The organism is Candidatus Binataceae bacterium, from assembly GCA_035650475.1.
GTDB lineage: Bacteria > Desulfobacterota > Binatia > Binatales > Binataceae > JAKAVN01.
Genome location: DASRHP010000010.1, coordinates 153,034 through 167,857, shown reverse-complemented (window position 1 = coordinate 167,857; position 14,824 = coordinate 153,034). Strand labels below are relative to the sequence as shown.

The following is a 14,824-nucleotide window of genomic DNA, read 5'->3' as shown; positions in this document are numbered from 1 at the left end:
CAAAGGTCAGCTCTCAATTGCGCAAGCGGCACAATCCGCTGCGTGAAAACGAAGCTTACGCGGCGATGATCTCGCGGGCAGCGCGGAGGCCGGATTCCAGTGCCCCCTGCGCCGAGCCATGCAGCAGCAGCGAGCCGCCGTGCTCGCCAGCGAAGTAAAAGCGCCCCTCGGCCTGCGCCAGCGCCGGCATCAGCGCGGTCATCTGCCCAGTTCTGAACCAGGCGTTGGCTCCACGTGAGCACGGCTCTTCGTCCCAGCATCGGTACTCCACGCCTTCGCACCAGCTTCGCAGCGGCGGGAAGACCTTCTCGGCGCTATCGAGGATCAACTCGACCCGCCGCTCGTGCGGGAGTGCGAGCGCGTGCCGCGCGCGCGCGCCGGTCATCACTCCCTGGAGAATTCCGCGCCGGGTGCGCTGGCTGTCGGTGCCGTCCCACAGCAGGCTTATCGGCAGATCGGTGAAGGCGCTGCCGGCGAGCCCTGCCTCGCCCCAGAAGCGGGTGCGGCACTGAAGCGCGATCGATGTCACGCAAGAATACGGCAACTCCTCGATCGCTCTGCGCTTGAGCGCGGCCAAGGGGGGCGAGGTTTCGATCGCACGCAGGGCGGGCAACGGCAGGCTGCATACGAGGTAGTCCGCCTCGACCGCCGCTTCCCTGCCGCCCTGGATGTACACCGCGCGCACGCCGCGGCGATTTTGCTCGATCCGCGCCGCGGCCGCACCGTAGCGCACGCGCTCGCCGAGGCGCTCGGCGAACGCCCGGGGCAGCCGGTCGTTGCCGCCGACAATCGAATAGCGCTGGCCGCGAAAGGCGCCGTAGCAGGCGGTCTGCGCCAGAACGTCGAGCGCCGAACGCTCGTCGAGCTTTTCGCCCACCGGGTCCCAGTCGGTGACCGCCATCAGTTCACCCGCCTCGGGCGACGCTCCAACTTGGTCGAGGAACTCGGCAAACGAGTAGCGGTCATACTTTCGGAGGACGCCTTCGAGATCGCCGGCGCCGGCGGCGCGAATCACCTCATCGACGGCGGAGCGCAGATAGCGGCTGCGCATCGCGGGCAATCCGATCCGCCGCTCCTCGTCGGAAAGCCCGAGCGGCCAGTCCATCTGCACGGACTCGGGCACACGCCGGCCGCGAAAGTGATACACGACTCCGAGCCCGCTCACTTCGTTCGGAACGGCGGGCGTTATCGCCAAGCCAAAGCGTCTGACGTAGTTCATCACATAGTCAGGCGCGGAGGGGACGAAGGCGAATGCGCCCGCCTCGGCATGCATCCCTTCGGCGAAGGGGTCTCGCAGCGTATGCACCCGGCCGCCGGGCCGGCTACGCGCTTCCAGGACGCATACCGTGTGGCCGGCTTCGCTCAGTTCGTAGGCTGCGGCCAGACCGGCCAGACCAGCGCCCAGCACGATGACGCTTTTTGAGGACATGGCGCGCTCCTGAAGCGATCATACGCCCGGCGCCTGCGCAGCGAACTAACGAGCAACGGCCCGCCGCCTCAAGCGGCGGGCCCATCGTGGCGATGGGGCTGACAGATACCCTCGAAGGTGTAGCCGATCTCGGCGTCGGACACTTCGACCGCGCCGCGGCGGGAGGCGCGCTCGCGAGCGGCCTCGCGCGCGATATCGTTGATCGAAATGATGCCGAGCAAGCGGCCGCGCTCGTCGAGCACGGGCAGCCGCCGGATCTGGTTGTCATGCATCAGCGTCTCTGCGCGCTTGAGGTCGTCGGTGGGTGAGCAGGCGATGACCTTACGCGCCATCGCGCTCGCCACCGGGATCTCGAACAGCGGCCGTCCTTGGGTGTACGCCGCCATGCAGATATCGCGATCGGTGACTATCCCGATCACCCGGCCGTCGCCGTCCGCCGCGATAACCGGGATACAGCCGCAATCGTTCTCCCACATCAGTTGGGCGGCGCGATTGAGCGTGTCGTTCGCACTGCACGTCTTGACGTCGCGAATCATAATCCTTTCGACCTGCATAAGAGCCTCCCGCGCCATGGCGCTGGGCCGACGCTTACCGGCAGCCCGCACGCGGTGGGCACCGTACGCCGACCGGCTGTCGCCGTTTAAACTTGTCCTTGTCGATCCAAGCAGCGAGCGTGCCAAAGTGAAGGAAATTTGCGACCCGCTGCAATTTTTCGTGAAATTGGTCGAACCTTTGTCTAGGCTCGGGTTTTGGGAGAGCGTTGATGTATCCATTTGAGACATCGACGAACTCTCCCGGAAGCAGCGCGGCAAACGTATGACGCCAACCGCCGAACTTCACGCCGGTCCGCGGCCGGCGGGAAATTTGCAAACACCGGGAGCGCCCGGCATTTTGCGCACTGACTCACCGTGCTGATAGCCAAGCAATGATGCAGAACGCGGAAGTCGCAAAGGTTCTCGACGAGGTGGCCGAGATGCTCGAGGTCCAGGGCGAGAATTTCTTCCGCGTCCGCGCGTACCGCAACGCCGCTCGCGCCATCCGTGACCATCCGACGGCCGTCGCAGAGCTCGACGCCGAAGCGCTCCAGGAGATTCCTGGCATCGGGGCCGACCTCGCCGGCAAAATCGTCACCCTGGTCAAGACCGGCGACTTCGACCTCCATCGCGAGCTGGTCGCCAAGGTTCCAAGCGGCCTGCTCGAACTGCTCAACGTGCCGGGGCTCGGCCCCAAGCGGGTCAAACTTCTGGCCGAGCGGCTCAAAGTGCGCGACGGCGCTAGCCTGCTCAAGGCGGTCAAGGCGGGGCAGCTCAAGGGCATTCGCGGCTTCGGCCCCAAGATGGAACAGCAGATCCTGCGCGCGCTATCGGCGGGTGAAGCGGAGGCCCCCAAGCGGATGCTCTATCGGGACGCGGCTGGAATCGCCGCCGCGCTCGAAGAGCATTTGAGAAAGTCACCCGCGGTGGAAAAGGCCGAGGTGGCCGGCAGCTTCCGCCGCAAGTGCGAAACGATCGGCGACCTCGACGTGCTCGCCGCTTCGGCCGAGCCCGCGCGGGTGACCGCGCACTTTCTTAAATTCGACCGGATCGCGCGCACCTTGGGCAGCGGCGAAACCAAGAGCACGGTCGTGCTCAGGGGCGGCCTCCAGGTTGACCTGCGGGTGGTCTCGCTCGCCAGTTACGGCGCCGCGCTCGCCTACTTCACCGGCTCGAAGGCGCACAATGTCCATCTGCGGCGTATCGCGCAGGCGCGCGGGATGCTGCTCAACGAATACGGTCTGTTCCGCGGCGACAAGCCGATCGCGGGCAAAGACGAGCAGGGCATCTATCGTGCCCTAGGACTGCCGTGGATTCCGCCTGAGCTGCGCGAAGACCGCGGCGAGATCGAAGCCGCAGAGAACGGCCGCCTGCCCAAGCTCATCGAGCGCGCCGACCTGCGCGGCGATCTGCATACTCATTCGACCTGGACCGACGGCCGCTCCTCGGTCGAGGAGATGGTGCGGGCGGCCAAGCGCGCCGGGCTCGAATATCTGGCGCTGACCGACCACTCGCGCCATCTGACGATGGTGCACGGGCTTGACCCGCAGCGCTTGCGCCAGCAGGCGCGCGAACTCGAGCGCGTGCGCGCCGCCGTTCACGGCATCGCCGTTCTCCATGGCATCGAGGTCGACATCCTCGACGACGGCAGCCTCGACCTGCCCGACGACGCGCTGGCCGAGCTCGACTGGGTGGTCGCCTCAGTGCACTTCAAGCTCAACCAGCCAGCGCGCGAGATGACCCGCCGGCTTGTCAAGGCGCTCCGCAACCCGCACGTCGATGTCGTCGGCCACCCGAGCAACCGCCTGCTCCACGAGCGCGCGGCGAGCAACTTTGAGATGGGCGAGGTGATGAAGGTGGCGCGCGAGGAGGGATGCGCGCTGGAGGTCAATTCACAGCCCGAGCGGCTCGATCTGACCGACACCGCGTGCCGCGCGGCGTGTCAGGCTGGCGTCAGGCTCGTCATCTCCAGCGACTCCCATCACACCAGCGGCTTCGGCCTGCTCGAATTTGGCGTGGCGCAGGCGCGCCGCGGATGGGTCGAGGCGGTGGACGTGCTCAATACGCAGCCGTTGGCCGCGCTGCGCCGCAATCGCCGCAGCGCGTGACCCGGCGCCGGCGGCGCCGCTGGGCGCGCCGCGGCGGAAGGACCCACACGCGGCCCTTGCGTCGAATCCGGCGCAATGGCCAGATCAGGCCCGGGAATTCGGTCCAGCGGAGATATCCGGGTGGCGCATTCACCAGTTACAAAACGCAGCGCACCAGAGGAGGAGGCGCGCGCGCCGCTCGCGCTCGGCCTCTTCATGCCCAACTGCAGCAACGCCTATTCGATCAGCACCTACAAGCCGGTGCCCGATGATTGGACCTACGAATCGAACGCGCAAATCGCGCGGGCGGCCGAGGTCGCCGGCTTCGAGTTCCTCTTTCCAGTCGCCAAATGGAAAGGCTACGGCGGCAAAACCGACTTCCTCGGCATCTCGCTGGAAACGATGACCTGGGCCGGGGCGCTGCTCGCCATCACCCGGCGCATCAACGTCTTCTCCACCGTCCATGTGCCGATCTTTCACCCGCTGGTCGCGGCCAAGATGGGGGCGACGCTCGACCATATCGGCAACGGACGCTGGGGCCTCAACGTGGTCAGCGGATGGAGCGAGCGGGAGTTTGGGATGATGGGAATCGAGGTGCTCCCGCATGCCGAGCGCTACCAGCGTACCGAGGCCTACATCGAAATCGTCAAGGGGCTGTGGACCTGCGAGCCCGGAACGTTCGAACACGAGTCAAAGTGGTACCGCATCCGCGGCGGGTCGGTGATGCCGCAGCCGACGCGCAAGCCGCATCCGCCGATCGCCAACGCCGGCGTGTCGGATGAGGCGCGCGAGATGGTGGCCCGGCTGTGCGACTGGGCCTTCATCGCGCTGCCCTCGCTGGAAGCGACCGCGCAGGTGACTGCGGATATCCGCGCGCGCGCCGGCCACTACGGCCGTTCGGTCAAGTGCGCCAACTATCCGCTGGTGGTGTGGCGCGAGACCGAGCGCGAGGCCGAGGCCGAGCGCCGCCGCATCGTCGACCACATGGATCGCGAGGCGGCGGAGAACTGGGCGCGCGGCCTGCTTCCGCAGAGCGGATCGTTCGACGACTTTACTCTCGAAATGTTCGCGCTGGGCGCCGGCGCGCTGCCGATCTTCGGCACCCGCGAGCAGGTGGCGGAAAAGCTCGACCGGCTTTACCGCTGCGGAATCGACGGCGTGCTGATGGTGTTCCTGTCGTACTACGAAGACACCCTGCGCTTCGCGCGCGAGATCATGCCGCTGCTCCGCCAGCTCGGAACGATCGGCAACCGGTCAAGGCCATGACCGACTACGACGTCCTCGAAGTTCCGAACCTTCTCCTGCAAAAGGGCGGGATGCTCCCGACGGCCCGGCTCGCCTACAAGACCCTGGGCACCTTGAATTCGGCGCGCGACAACGCGGTGCTGGTGCCGACCTGGTACACCGGTACTCACACCGACATCCAGAGCTTCATGGTCGGCGAGGGGCGCGCGCTCGATCCACGCAAGTACTTCATCGTGATGCCAAACCTGCTCGGCAACGGCCTGTCGTCCTCGCCGAGCAACGCGCCGGCGCCGAGCGAGCGCGGCCGCTTTCCCAAGGTCAGCATCTTCGACAACGTGCGCTTGCAGCACCTGCTGGTCACCCGGAAGCTCGGCATCGCGCGCCTGCATTTGGTGACCGGATGGTCGATGGGCGCCTGCCAGACCTTCCAGTGGGCGGCCCAGTTCCCCGACATGGTGCGCGCCGCCTGCCCGATCGCGGGCTCGGCCCGCACCGCCGCCTACAACAAGGTCTTCCTGCTCTCGCTGCGCCGCGCGCTGGAGCTGGACCCGGGATTTGCGGACGGCTTTTACGAGCGGCCGCCGGTCAATGGCCTGAAGGCTTTCGCCGCGATTTACGCCGGATGGGGAACGTCGGCGGCGTTCTATCGCACGGAGGCATATCGGGTGCTTGGCGCGCGCGACTGGGCCGAGCACGTGTGGTCGTTCTGGGAACCGTTCTTTCTGCGATGCGACGCGAACAATTTGCTCTCCCAGCTCTGGACCTGGGAGCACGCCGATATCAGCGACAATCCGCTCTACGGCGGCGACTTCGAAGCCGCGCTCGGCGCGATCCGGGCGCGCACGATCGTGCTGCCGGTGGACAACGACCGCTACTTCCCGCCCGCGGACAGTGAATACGAGGCGCGGCATATCGCGGGCGCCGAATGCCGCGTTATCGCTTCGATCTGGGGCCACATGGCTCCGATGAACCCGCAGGACATCCCGGCGATCGACAGCGCGCTGCGCGAGCTGCTCGCGGACTGACGGCCCTTCAGCAGCATCCCTGGCCCGCCGCGACCACGGGCGAGGTGGTGGCGGCGGGCCATGCAGCGAGAATCCAATTGCGGGCGGAGAGGCGAGCCGCGGCGCATCCAACCCTGCGCCCCACCATCGGCCCCCCGGTGGGCCCCCTCCGCACCACCACGAAGTTCCACCCGTGGCCTGCCGAGAGTGCGCCGGGCCGCCTCCCCGCTTGCGCCTAGTTGAAGAACTCCCACATGTCGGGCGCGGTGGCTGCTGCGCCCGGCAGCCTGGTCACCCCCAATCCCTCCAGCATCAGACGCAGCGTGCTCTGATGCTGGTAGAAGGTGGTGGAGCGGTAGCCGGCCTTGGCCAGCGGGCTGACGACGACCCAGGCTACCTGTCCACCGCCGTTGGTGTTGTCGGTTCCCTCGTCGAAAACGATGATCAACAGTCCGCTGCCGCCCGGCTGGAAAAGCGGGGTGCTCAGCAGCGGCGCGATGTTGGTCTGGAGCCAGACGTCGGCCTGCTCCAAGGTGCCGTCGTGCGCGTCGTCGAGCAGGTTGGGCGTGATGAAGCTGTAGCGCGGCAGGGTGTTGTTGGCCAGGTCAACCGCGAACTGGCTGAACGGCACGATGTTCTGCTGCTGCGCGCTGCTGTTGATCACGTCGCTGAAGTACGCGAAAGGATCGTGCTTCTCCACGTACTCGCCAGAGCTGCATCCGAGGTAACCTGGCGAGGGCAGGCTCTCCTCGTACGCTTTCCAGGATAGCCCGGCCGCGTTGAGCTCGCGCACCACGTTGTCAGCGGTGACGGTCACCCCGCAGACGTCGGCGGTGATCCCGTCGGCGCTGCCGGTGGTCAGCCACAGGTAGTTGGGCAGCGACGGATGCGTATTCGCGTAGTACCGGGTGGCGAGCCCGTATTTGGCGATGAGCGAGTTGAGGTACGGCATCGAGGCCGTATTGCCGACCACGTCGGTGTAGCCGTGGTTCTCCTCGACCACGACGAAGACGTGGCTGAAGGCGCGCGGCGCCGGGGTAGCGGTCGCCAGCGGGCTCGGCGTCGGAGTCGCCGCCGGAGTCGGCGTCGCCGCACCGTTCTGGACGGTGACGCTGATCGAATCGGTGCCGATCACGGTGCCGCTGGAGTTCTTCGCCTGCGCCATCACGATATGGCTGCCGTTGGTGCTGGCGGTGGTGTTCCATGCGAAGGTATACGGCGGCGAAGAGGCCAGGTAGGTGCTGTCGATAAAAACGTTAATCCAGCTGACCTGCGGGCTCACCACCGTTGCGATGCTGGTGGTGCCCGAGACGGTCGCGCCCGCGGCTGGGGTCGTGATGCTCACCGCGGCGGCAGGCGTCGGCGTCGGCGCAGGCGTCGTGGTCGGCGTTGCAGTTGCGCTCGGCGCCGTCGCTGTGGGCGTCGGGGTCGCCCCGCCCGCCTGCCATTCGACCGCACCCATGTCGGGCGCGCTTCCGCTGTACGGCAGTCCCACGTTGACGCCGGCGTTGATACAGGGCGAGGTCGATTGCAGGCTGAAGTTGGCGGGCGCGTCCACCCACAGCGGGTCGGCCGCGATGTCGTGCGAGTGGCCGCCCAGCGCCTGCCACTGGCTGAAGCTGTAGCTCGTGCCGCCCAGCATCAGGCGCGGGTTCGACCCCCAATCGTTGTAGTCGATCGAATAGGTTCCCTTGCCGTCGTCATTCTCGAAGCTGATGCTGCTGCCGAAAGTGACGTTGTTCTTGACGTTGATCGAGACCGCGTCGGTGCCCGAGGGCCCGAGGAAGATCCCGGTCGCAGCGTTCAGCATGCTGTTGTTGTACAGGGTGCAGCTGACATGAGCGGCGGCCGCGCCGCCCGCGCACTGGAACCCGTTGGAGGCGTTGTAGACGGTGTTCTGCTCCCAGGTCACGTCGGCGTTGTAGCTGGTGGTGTCCTCGATATAGAAGGCGGCGCCGATGCTCGGCTGGTCGTGGACGTAGTTGGCGCGGACGAGGATTCCCGAGCCGCCCTTGGTGTCGATTCCGTTGTGATTGTAGTGGGAGACGTCATTGCCCACGATGTCGACGTTGTTGGCGTCCTGCGCCTCGAGGCAGTTGTGCCCGCCGCAGTAGCTGATGACGTTGTTGAGAATCCTGACGCTGTCGGTCGAGTGCGTCTCGTCGAGGAAATGCACCGCGTTGTAGTACTGTCCGCCATCCACCGTGCCGGTGCCGGTCTGGGTCACGGTGTTGTTGCTGATCACGATGCCCGCGAGGCCGGCATGGCCGGGCGTCGCGTAGTCGTGGAAGTAAATTCCGTAGCCGCCAGTGCGCTCAAACTCGAGCCCGTCGATGGTGATGTAGCTGAAGCTTGAGCCGGCGCCGGTATTGACCCTGAAGCCGTACACGCGGGTCGCCGCCTCGATCAGATGGGTGGACGGGTTGGAGCCGTCGGCGAGCCGCACGTAGAGCACCGAGGCGCTCCAGAACCAGCTTCCGGCGGTCATCGCGGAGACCGATCCGGCGCGCGTGAGGCCCCATCCAGGACCGCCGTCGACGTAGACGTTGTTGGGCTGGACGGCCAACGCCGCCCGATAGGTCGAGCCGCTGTTCAGCGTCCATCCGCTGACTACGTCGCTGCCGCTGATTATCGGCTTGGCCCCGCTGCCGTAGGAAGTAAACGTGATCGGGTAGCCCGCCGCGCCGCCATTGGCCGGTGCAAGAGTTTCCCGCCACAGCCCGCCGGCCTTGAAATAAACCACGTCGCCGGGCTGCAGGCTGGCGGCGTTCACGCGCGCAACCGTGCGCCAGGGAGTGGTCGGACTGGTGCCCGAGTTGGTGTCGTTGCCGGCGGGATCCACGTAGTAGGCGTGCGCGCCCGGCGCAGGCGTGGGTGCGGGAGTCGGCGACGCAGTTGCGATCGGCGTGGCGGTCGCCGCGGGCGTGGATGACGGCGTTGCAACCGGCGTCGCCGGCGGCGGCGCGGGCGTCGCAGTCGTCGGGTTGGCAACCGACACTGTCACCGAGTCCGTGCCCTGCAGGTTGCCTTTAGCCGAATATGCCTTGGCAACTATCGTATGCGAACCGTTGGCGACGGTGACGGTGTTCCACGAAATGGTGTCGGGCGGTGCGGTCGCCAGCTCGACGTTATCGATATACACGTTGACGGTTTTCACGTGCGGCCCTTGGGCCAGCGTGATTGTGACTGTGCCCGAGACCGTCGCCCCGTCGCTCGGCGACGTTATGCTGACAGCCGAGCTCGTCGCCGCATCGGCGAATGCGGCCAGCCACACCAGCGCGGCCATCGCGGCCGCTAGCCCACACACTTGGGCGCCTCGCGTTCGCATGGTTCTTCCCTCCCGCGCCGCACCACACCGCTCTGTCGCGACAAGCCCGGCGCACACTGACACGCGTCAATTGTCTGGTGGGCCGCACAAACTGAGCTTGCGAAGAACGTAGTCGAGGCCCCCACCGCACCTCACCATCCCCGGTTTCGGCGCGCATCGCGCCGCCTCCCAAGGAGCACTACGCCAGTTGGTCTTAAGGGGAGACTCTACGAAGGTTGCGGACTCAGGCGGAACAGGAACTTCACAGGTATTGCGAGGGCTCCCCCCAACCTCGATGCGCTGGATGTTGCCGCAGAGGAGGCAAACTGATCAAGTCGGCGATCGTTCGGAAGCCGCAAAATGCCGCGGCGATCTCTCGTGCAGGAAGAACGTGGGCACCCTGACGAAGTGCGCGACAGGTGTCACGAAAAAGAAAAACGTGAACAAGCGAAGCTCGTCAGCGATCGGAAGTCTCTCGATCAAGTGTCTTGTTGTCAGGTTTTGTTTCCCTTAGTCGCAAATGAACAAATTTCAGCAGAACCTAAAAAATTTCCGGTCTCGATTATTTCCGGAGAGGATCTTCGCCTAACTCACAGGGCGAACCAGAAGAGCGTCAAGCGCACGCGGTTTTAATTCACCGCACGCACTTCAAAATTCCGCCTGAAATAACTCTTAGGCCTCAATTTTTCTCTATCTTCATCAAAGGGCAGACGTTACATTCTGCTTACGGTCGTATCTCGCAGCTGGCAGGAGGGGAAGCGCGGGAGCCGGCCCCAACGGTTTTTAGGGGGTAAAGGCGCAATGTTCTCCTACCGGCTTTCGGAAGAAACCCATCGCCGCCTGCAAACGCAGCTCGCTGACTCGCTGCCGCCGGAGCTGCTCGAGGAACTTTTCGACCACCACACTTCGATCCTCTATCCAAAGGAGGCGGTGATCTTTGAGCAAAGTTCGCCCGCCGACCTGATGTTCTGGATCTTTACCGGCATCGCCAAGCTCTGCTTCGTGACGCCTGAAGGACAACGCCGACTCGTGCGGCTCGCCGGGCCCGGGGATTTGCTCGGTCACGTTGACTTCGTCGACGTCAAAGGGCGCCGCAACCAGGCCTTCGAGGCGCGTGCGCTGACCCGCTGCTCGGTGGGCGTGCTCACCCGCGAGCGCGCGCTCAAGGTCCTCCACGGCCTCGATCACGCGACCTTGCTCAAGCTCTTCGAACAGGTTAACACCCGCTGGTCAGCCCTCGCCTACTGGTACGCGGCACTCTTCAATCTGTCCTTCCGCCGGCGCCTCGAAGCCGTACTGGGCGACCTCGCCGAGCGTTTCGGGGTCCAGGACAAGCGCGGGATTATTCTGACCCCGGAGCTCACCCATGGCGAGCTGGCTGACATGATTGGCAGCTCGCGCCCGATGGTGAGCAGGCTGATCGGGCAGATGGTCGCGCGGCGGGAGCTCGCGCGCCACGGCAAACAGTACATTCTTCTCGACGGTCGGATCCCGACGAAGATCGTGCCGGCGAGCAATACGGGAGTCGTCGCGCAGAACGGGTTTGCAAAACACTACCAGTCGCAGTCGCACGCCAACTAGGCTGCCCGCGCGCGGGTTCCCGTGCCACCTGCTCAACAGGATGAGGCGGCTCGTCCGCGCCTCGTGACGGTGAAGGAACTGTCACGCTATCTGCATGTGCATCCGACCACCGTCTACCGCCTCCTCAAGCGGGACGAATTGCCCGCATTCAAGGTGGGCAATCGATGGCGTTTCGACCTGCGCAAGATTGACGAGTGGCGACTGACCCGCCCCCCGGGCTCGGAGGGAGAGCCTTCAAGCTAGGCCGGGGCGACGCATCACATGACGAAGTGACTATTGACGGTTGGCGGTTCCCTGCCGGTGACTGGTCACTGTGTAACCGCCCTCTCCGTTACATATTGCCGCCAGTGAGTAGGCCGAGTTGCACGCGCACGTTACCATCGTGGCAACCCAGACAACGGCATCGCCAGCCGAATGGGACGGAGCACCGAGTGACTGCTTTTTCCCACTTTGATTTGCTGCGATGGTGCAACCGCGCGCTCGGCGCGGCGCGTGCGCTCGGCGCGGCAGCCATGATGGTTGTCTTAGTGATTGCGGGCCTCGCTCCCGCCGCCGATGCCCAAAGCGCAACTCCGACTCCTACTCCCACACCGGCGGTCGTTATCATTTCGCCTGCGGACGGAGCGAGCGTGTCCGGCACCGTCAGCATCGCAACTCAGAAGAGCACCGCGGTATCCTGGATCAACCTTTATATCGACGGCAAGTACTTCAAGTCTTCACCCCCGTATACTTTCACCTGGGACTCGACCACCGTTGCCAACGGCAGCCATACGATCCGCGCCGACGGCAAAAGCTCCTCGGGAACCGTTGTCGGCAGCGCTTCGATAGCCGTAACGGTTGCCAATTCAATTTCGACGCCAACTCCGAGTCCGCTGGTGACGCCGACCCCAACGCCCGCCTCGACCCCGACTCCCGTTCCCACTCCGAGTCCGACCCCGGCACCAACACCAACGCCTACGCCGATTCCCACGGCGACGCCGTCACCGATTCCGACCAGCTCGCCCACCCCGGCACCGACCGCCACGCCCTCGCCGATGCCAACAGATTCGCCGAGCCCGACGCCGGTTCCAACCTCCAGCCCGACGCCGACTCCCACGCTGTCGCCGAACCCGACTTCCACACCGACGCCCACTCCGGCGCCATCGCCTACGCCGGCTCCGCTGGTGAGCATCACTTCACCTGCCAATGGGGCTGTCGTCTCGGGCACAGTGAGTATAGTTACGACCGCATCACCGCCGGTGTCGTGGATCAATCTCGTAATCGACGGCAAATATTACGCGTCGTCGCCGCCCTTCACTTTCACGTGGGATTCCACCAAGGTGGCCAACGGCAGCCATACCTTCACCGCCCAGGGAAAAAACTCCACGGGCGTGATTGCCACCGCCTCGATAACCGTTAACGTGGCCAACTCGGCCTCTTCGCCGACCCCGACTCCCGCTTCCACACCGACGCCGGTTGCCTCGCCCACGCCAACGCCGTTGCCGACTTCGTCACCGACGCCCACGCCGTCGCCCTCTCCGACCCCGGCGCCCACAGCAAGCCCGACGCCAACGCCGTCGCCGACACCTTTTCCAACTCCGACTCCAACCCCGTTGGTGAGCATCCTTTCTCCGGCCAACGGCGCCGCCGTGTTCGGCACCGTAAGCATCGCAACCCAGGCCTCGCCGCCGGTGTCGTGGGTCAATCTTTACGTTGACGGCAAGTACATCGCGTCATCGCCGCCCTATACCTTCAGTTGGAACTCCGCCACCGTCACCAACGGCAGTCACACGATTCGCGTCGACGGAAAGAACTCGACCGGAACCATCGCGACCACTTCGATAGCGGTCAGTGTTGAAAACACCGTCAGCATCACGGCTCCGCAGAACGGCGCAACCCTCTGGGGCATCGTAAATGTCACCACCTCGACGACCTCTGCGGTGCAGTCGCTCAATCTATACGTTGATGGCGCCCTCCTGGCCTCGGGAGCTCCCTCGACGTACAGCTGGAATACGACTACCTTGCCTGACGGCACGCACACGCTGACGGCCAACGGCTATGACAGCGGCCAGAACCAAATCGGCACCAGCTCCATCAGCGTGTCGACCGCCAACGACGCCACCGCCTTTCCGACCACCACGCCGATCAAGCACCTGTTGGTGATTTTTGCCGAAAATCACTCTTTCGATAATTTGTTTGCGACCTACCAGCCGCCCTCCGGGCAGACGGTGCGCAACCTGCTGTCGCAGGGTATCATAACCTCTTCCAACGCCCCGGGCCCCAACTTTGCGCTGGCCGCCCAGCAGCAGGCCAATGACACCGACGTCTATTCGATCAACCCGACTCGCACCGGCCCCTACGGCGCGCTGCCGCAGCCCAATACAACCTACGCCTTCGGCCAGCCCCAATACGTCAATGACAACCGCTTTCCAAGCGACCTGGCGAATGGGCCCTATCGCATCAGCGCCTATGTTGCGCCCGATCAGCCGGTTGGCGACCCGGTCCATCGCTTTTACCAGATGTGGCAGCAGGTCGCGCAAAACGCGATGGACCTGTTCGTGTGGGTTGCGCAGACCGTGGGCAACGGAATCCAAAGCAGCCCGGCGCCCTCACCAAGCGGCACTTACCAGGGCGCCCTTTCGATGGGGTACTACGACATCAATGCAGACGCGCCACACCTGTTGTTCATGGCGCAGAACTATGCATTGGCCGACAATTATCATCAGGCCGTGATGGGCGGGACCAATCCGGAGTTCTTCTACCTGACGCATGCCGACGTGCTCTTTTACAACGACAGCTCCGGCACCCCCACGGTACCGCCTTCAAATCTCATCGACATTCCCGATCCGCAGGCTGGCACCAACAATTTCTACGCGCAGGACGGCAATTCGGGCGGCAGCTATGTCAATTGTTCGGACACGACGCAGCCGGGGGTCGCTGCGATCATGAACTATCTCAATTCGCTGCCGTACCCGCCATTCAATGGCGGTGACTGCGCGCCCAACACGTATTATCTCTTAAATAACGTGCCGGTCGGGACGTCGGCGCCCGTGGGCCGCAGCCCCACCATCACGCAGAGACTCACGGCCAACAAGATCAGCTGGAAGCTGTACGGAACGAACTGGGGCGGGCCAAACGCAAGCCAAATCATCACCGACGTGTCGAACAACTGGCTGCCGGCGGTCGCATACCTGGCGCCTGAAACCTCGAATTCCGGCCATCCTGCGCAGTCCACGTTGACCGCCTTCGAAACCTTCACGACCGGCGTGGTCAACGCGATAATCAACAATCCTACGCTCTTCTCCAGTACCGCGATCCTGATCACCATGGACGAAAGCGGTGGCTATTTCGATATCGGATACATCCAACCGATCGACTTCTTCGGCGACGGCCCCAGAGTGCCGGCGGTCATCATCTCCCCATACGCTAAAGCCGGATACGTGGATCACACTTATTATGATCACGCCTCGGTGCTGAAATTTATCGAGGCCAATTGGGGTTTGCCTCGTCTTTCCTCACGCACGCGCGACAACCTGCCGAATCCGCAAGCGTCGAGCGACCCCTACGTGCCCGCGAATCGGCCCGCAGTGGGTGATTTGATGAACATGTTCGACTTTACCCGGTTCCGGAGCGATGCGCCGTCGATTCGATAAGGTGGA

10 protein-coding genes are annotated in these 14,824 nt (G+C 64.7%); 5 read left to right on the top strand and 5 right to left on the bottom strand.

Translation table 11 applies throughout. The features are described 5' to 3' along the window. Positions 1-55: 55 nt before the first annotated feature. Positions 56-1,429, bottom strand: a complete 1,374-nt coding sequence (locus VFB33_10915) for an NAD(P)/FAD-dependent oxidoreductase (GenBank protein HZO82192.1) — start codon at positions 1,427-1,429, stop codon at positions 56-58. Between the two features lie 68 nt (positions 1,430-1,497). Next, positions 1,498-1,983 (bottom strand): CBS domain-containing protein, encoded by a 486-nt coding sequence (locus VFB33_10910; GenBank protein HZO82191.1) that lies wholly within the window; start codon positions 1,981-1,983, stop codon positions 1,498-1,500. Positions 1,984-2,354: 371 nt separating this feature from the next. Here VFB33_10910 and polX point away from each other — a divergent pair, with 371 nt between their 5' ends. The 3 genes from polX (at position 2,355) to VFB33_10895 (ending at position 6,319) form a co-directional block, all read left to right on the top strand. After that, positions 2,355-4,070, top strand: coding sequence for a DNA polymerase/3'-5' exonuclease PolX (gene polX, locus VFB33_10905; GenBank protein ID HZO82190.1), 1,716 nt, complete (start codon positions 2,355-2,357; stop codon positions 4,068-4,070). Between the two features lie 120 nt (positions 4,071-4,190). Then, the gene (locus VFB33_10900) at positions 4,191-5,315 is read left to right on the top strand and encodes an LLM class flavin-dependent oxidoreductase (GenBank protein HZO82189.1); all 1,125 of its coding nucleotides are present in this window, start codon (positions 4,191-4,193) and stop codon (positions 5,313-5,315) included. Then, entirely contained in the window at positions 5,312-6,319 is a 1,008-nt protein-coding gene (locus VFB33_10895; protein HZO82188.1) for an alpha/beta fold hydrolase, read from the top strand. The genes VFB33_10900 and VFB33_10895 overlap by 4 nt, the downstream gene beginning before the upstream one ends. A 214-nt stretch (positions 6,320-6,533) precedes the next feature. Here the strand turns inward: VFB33_10895 and VFB33_10890 are convergent, their stop codons facing one another. Beyond that, entirely contained in the window at positions 6,534-9,626 is a 3,093-nt protein-coding gene (locus VFB33_10890; GenBank protein HZO82187.1) for an alkaline phosphatase family protein, read from the bottom strand. Positions 9,627-10,406: 780 nt separating this feature from the next. Between VFB33_10890 and VFB33_10885 the strand changes: the two genes are divergently transcribed. Then, positions 10,407-11,186 (top strand): Crp/Fnr family transcriptional regulator, encoded by a 780-nt coding sequence (locus tag VFB33_10885; protein ID HZO82186.1) that lies wholly within the window; start codon positions 10,407-10,409, stop codon positions 11,184-11,186. Positions 11,187-11,874: 688 nt separating this feature from the next. Here the strand turns inward: VFB33_10885 and VFB33_10880 are convergent. Both VFB33_10880 and VFB33_10875 read right to left on the bottom strand, forming a co-directional pair. Further along, complete coding sequence (locus VFB33_10880; GenBank protein HZO82185.1) at positions 11,875-12,357, bottom strand: hypothetical protein; 483 nt, start codon at positions 12,355-12,357, stop codon at positions 11,875-11,877. Between the two features lie 102 nt (positions 12,358-12,459). Beyond that, positions 12,460-12,789 carry a hypothetical protein gene (locus tag VFB33_10875; protein HZO82184.1) on the bottom strand — a complete coding sequence of 110 codons (330 nt, stop codon included), beginning with the start codon at positions 12,787-12,789 and terminating at the stop codon, positions 12,460-12,462. On the opposite strand from VFB33_10875, the gene VFB33_10870 reads away from it, so the two are divergent. Continuing rightward, positions 12,782-14,818: an alkaline phosphatase family protein gene (locus tag VFB33_10870; protein ID HZO82183.1), complete on the top strand. Its 2,037-nt coding sequence runs from the start codon at positions 12,782-12,784 to the stop codon at positions 14,816-14,818. The two genes, VFB33_10875 and VFB33_10870, sit on opposite strands and share 8 nt — an antisense overlap. The last annotated feature ends 6 nt before the right edge of the window (positions 14,819-14,824 follow it).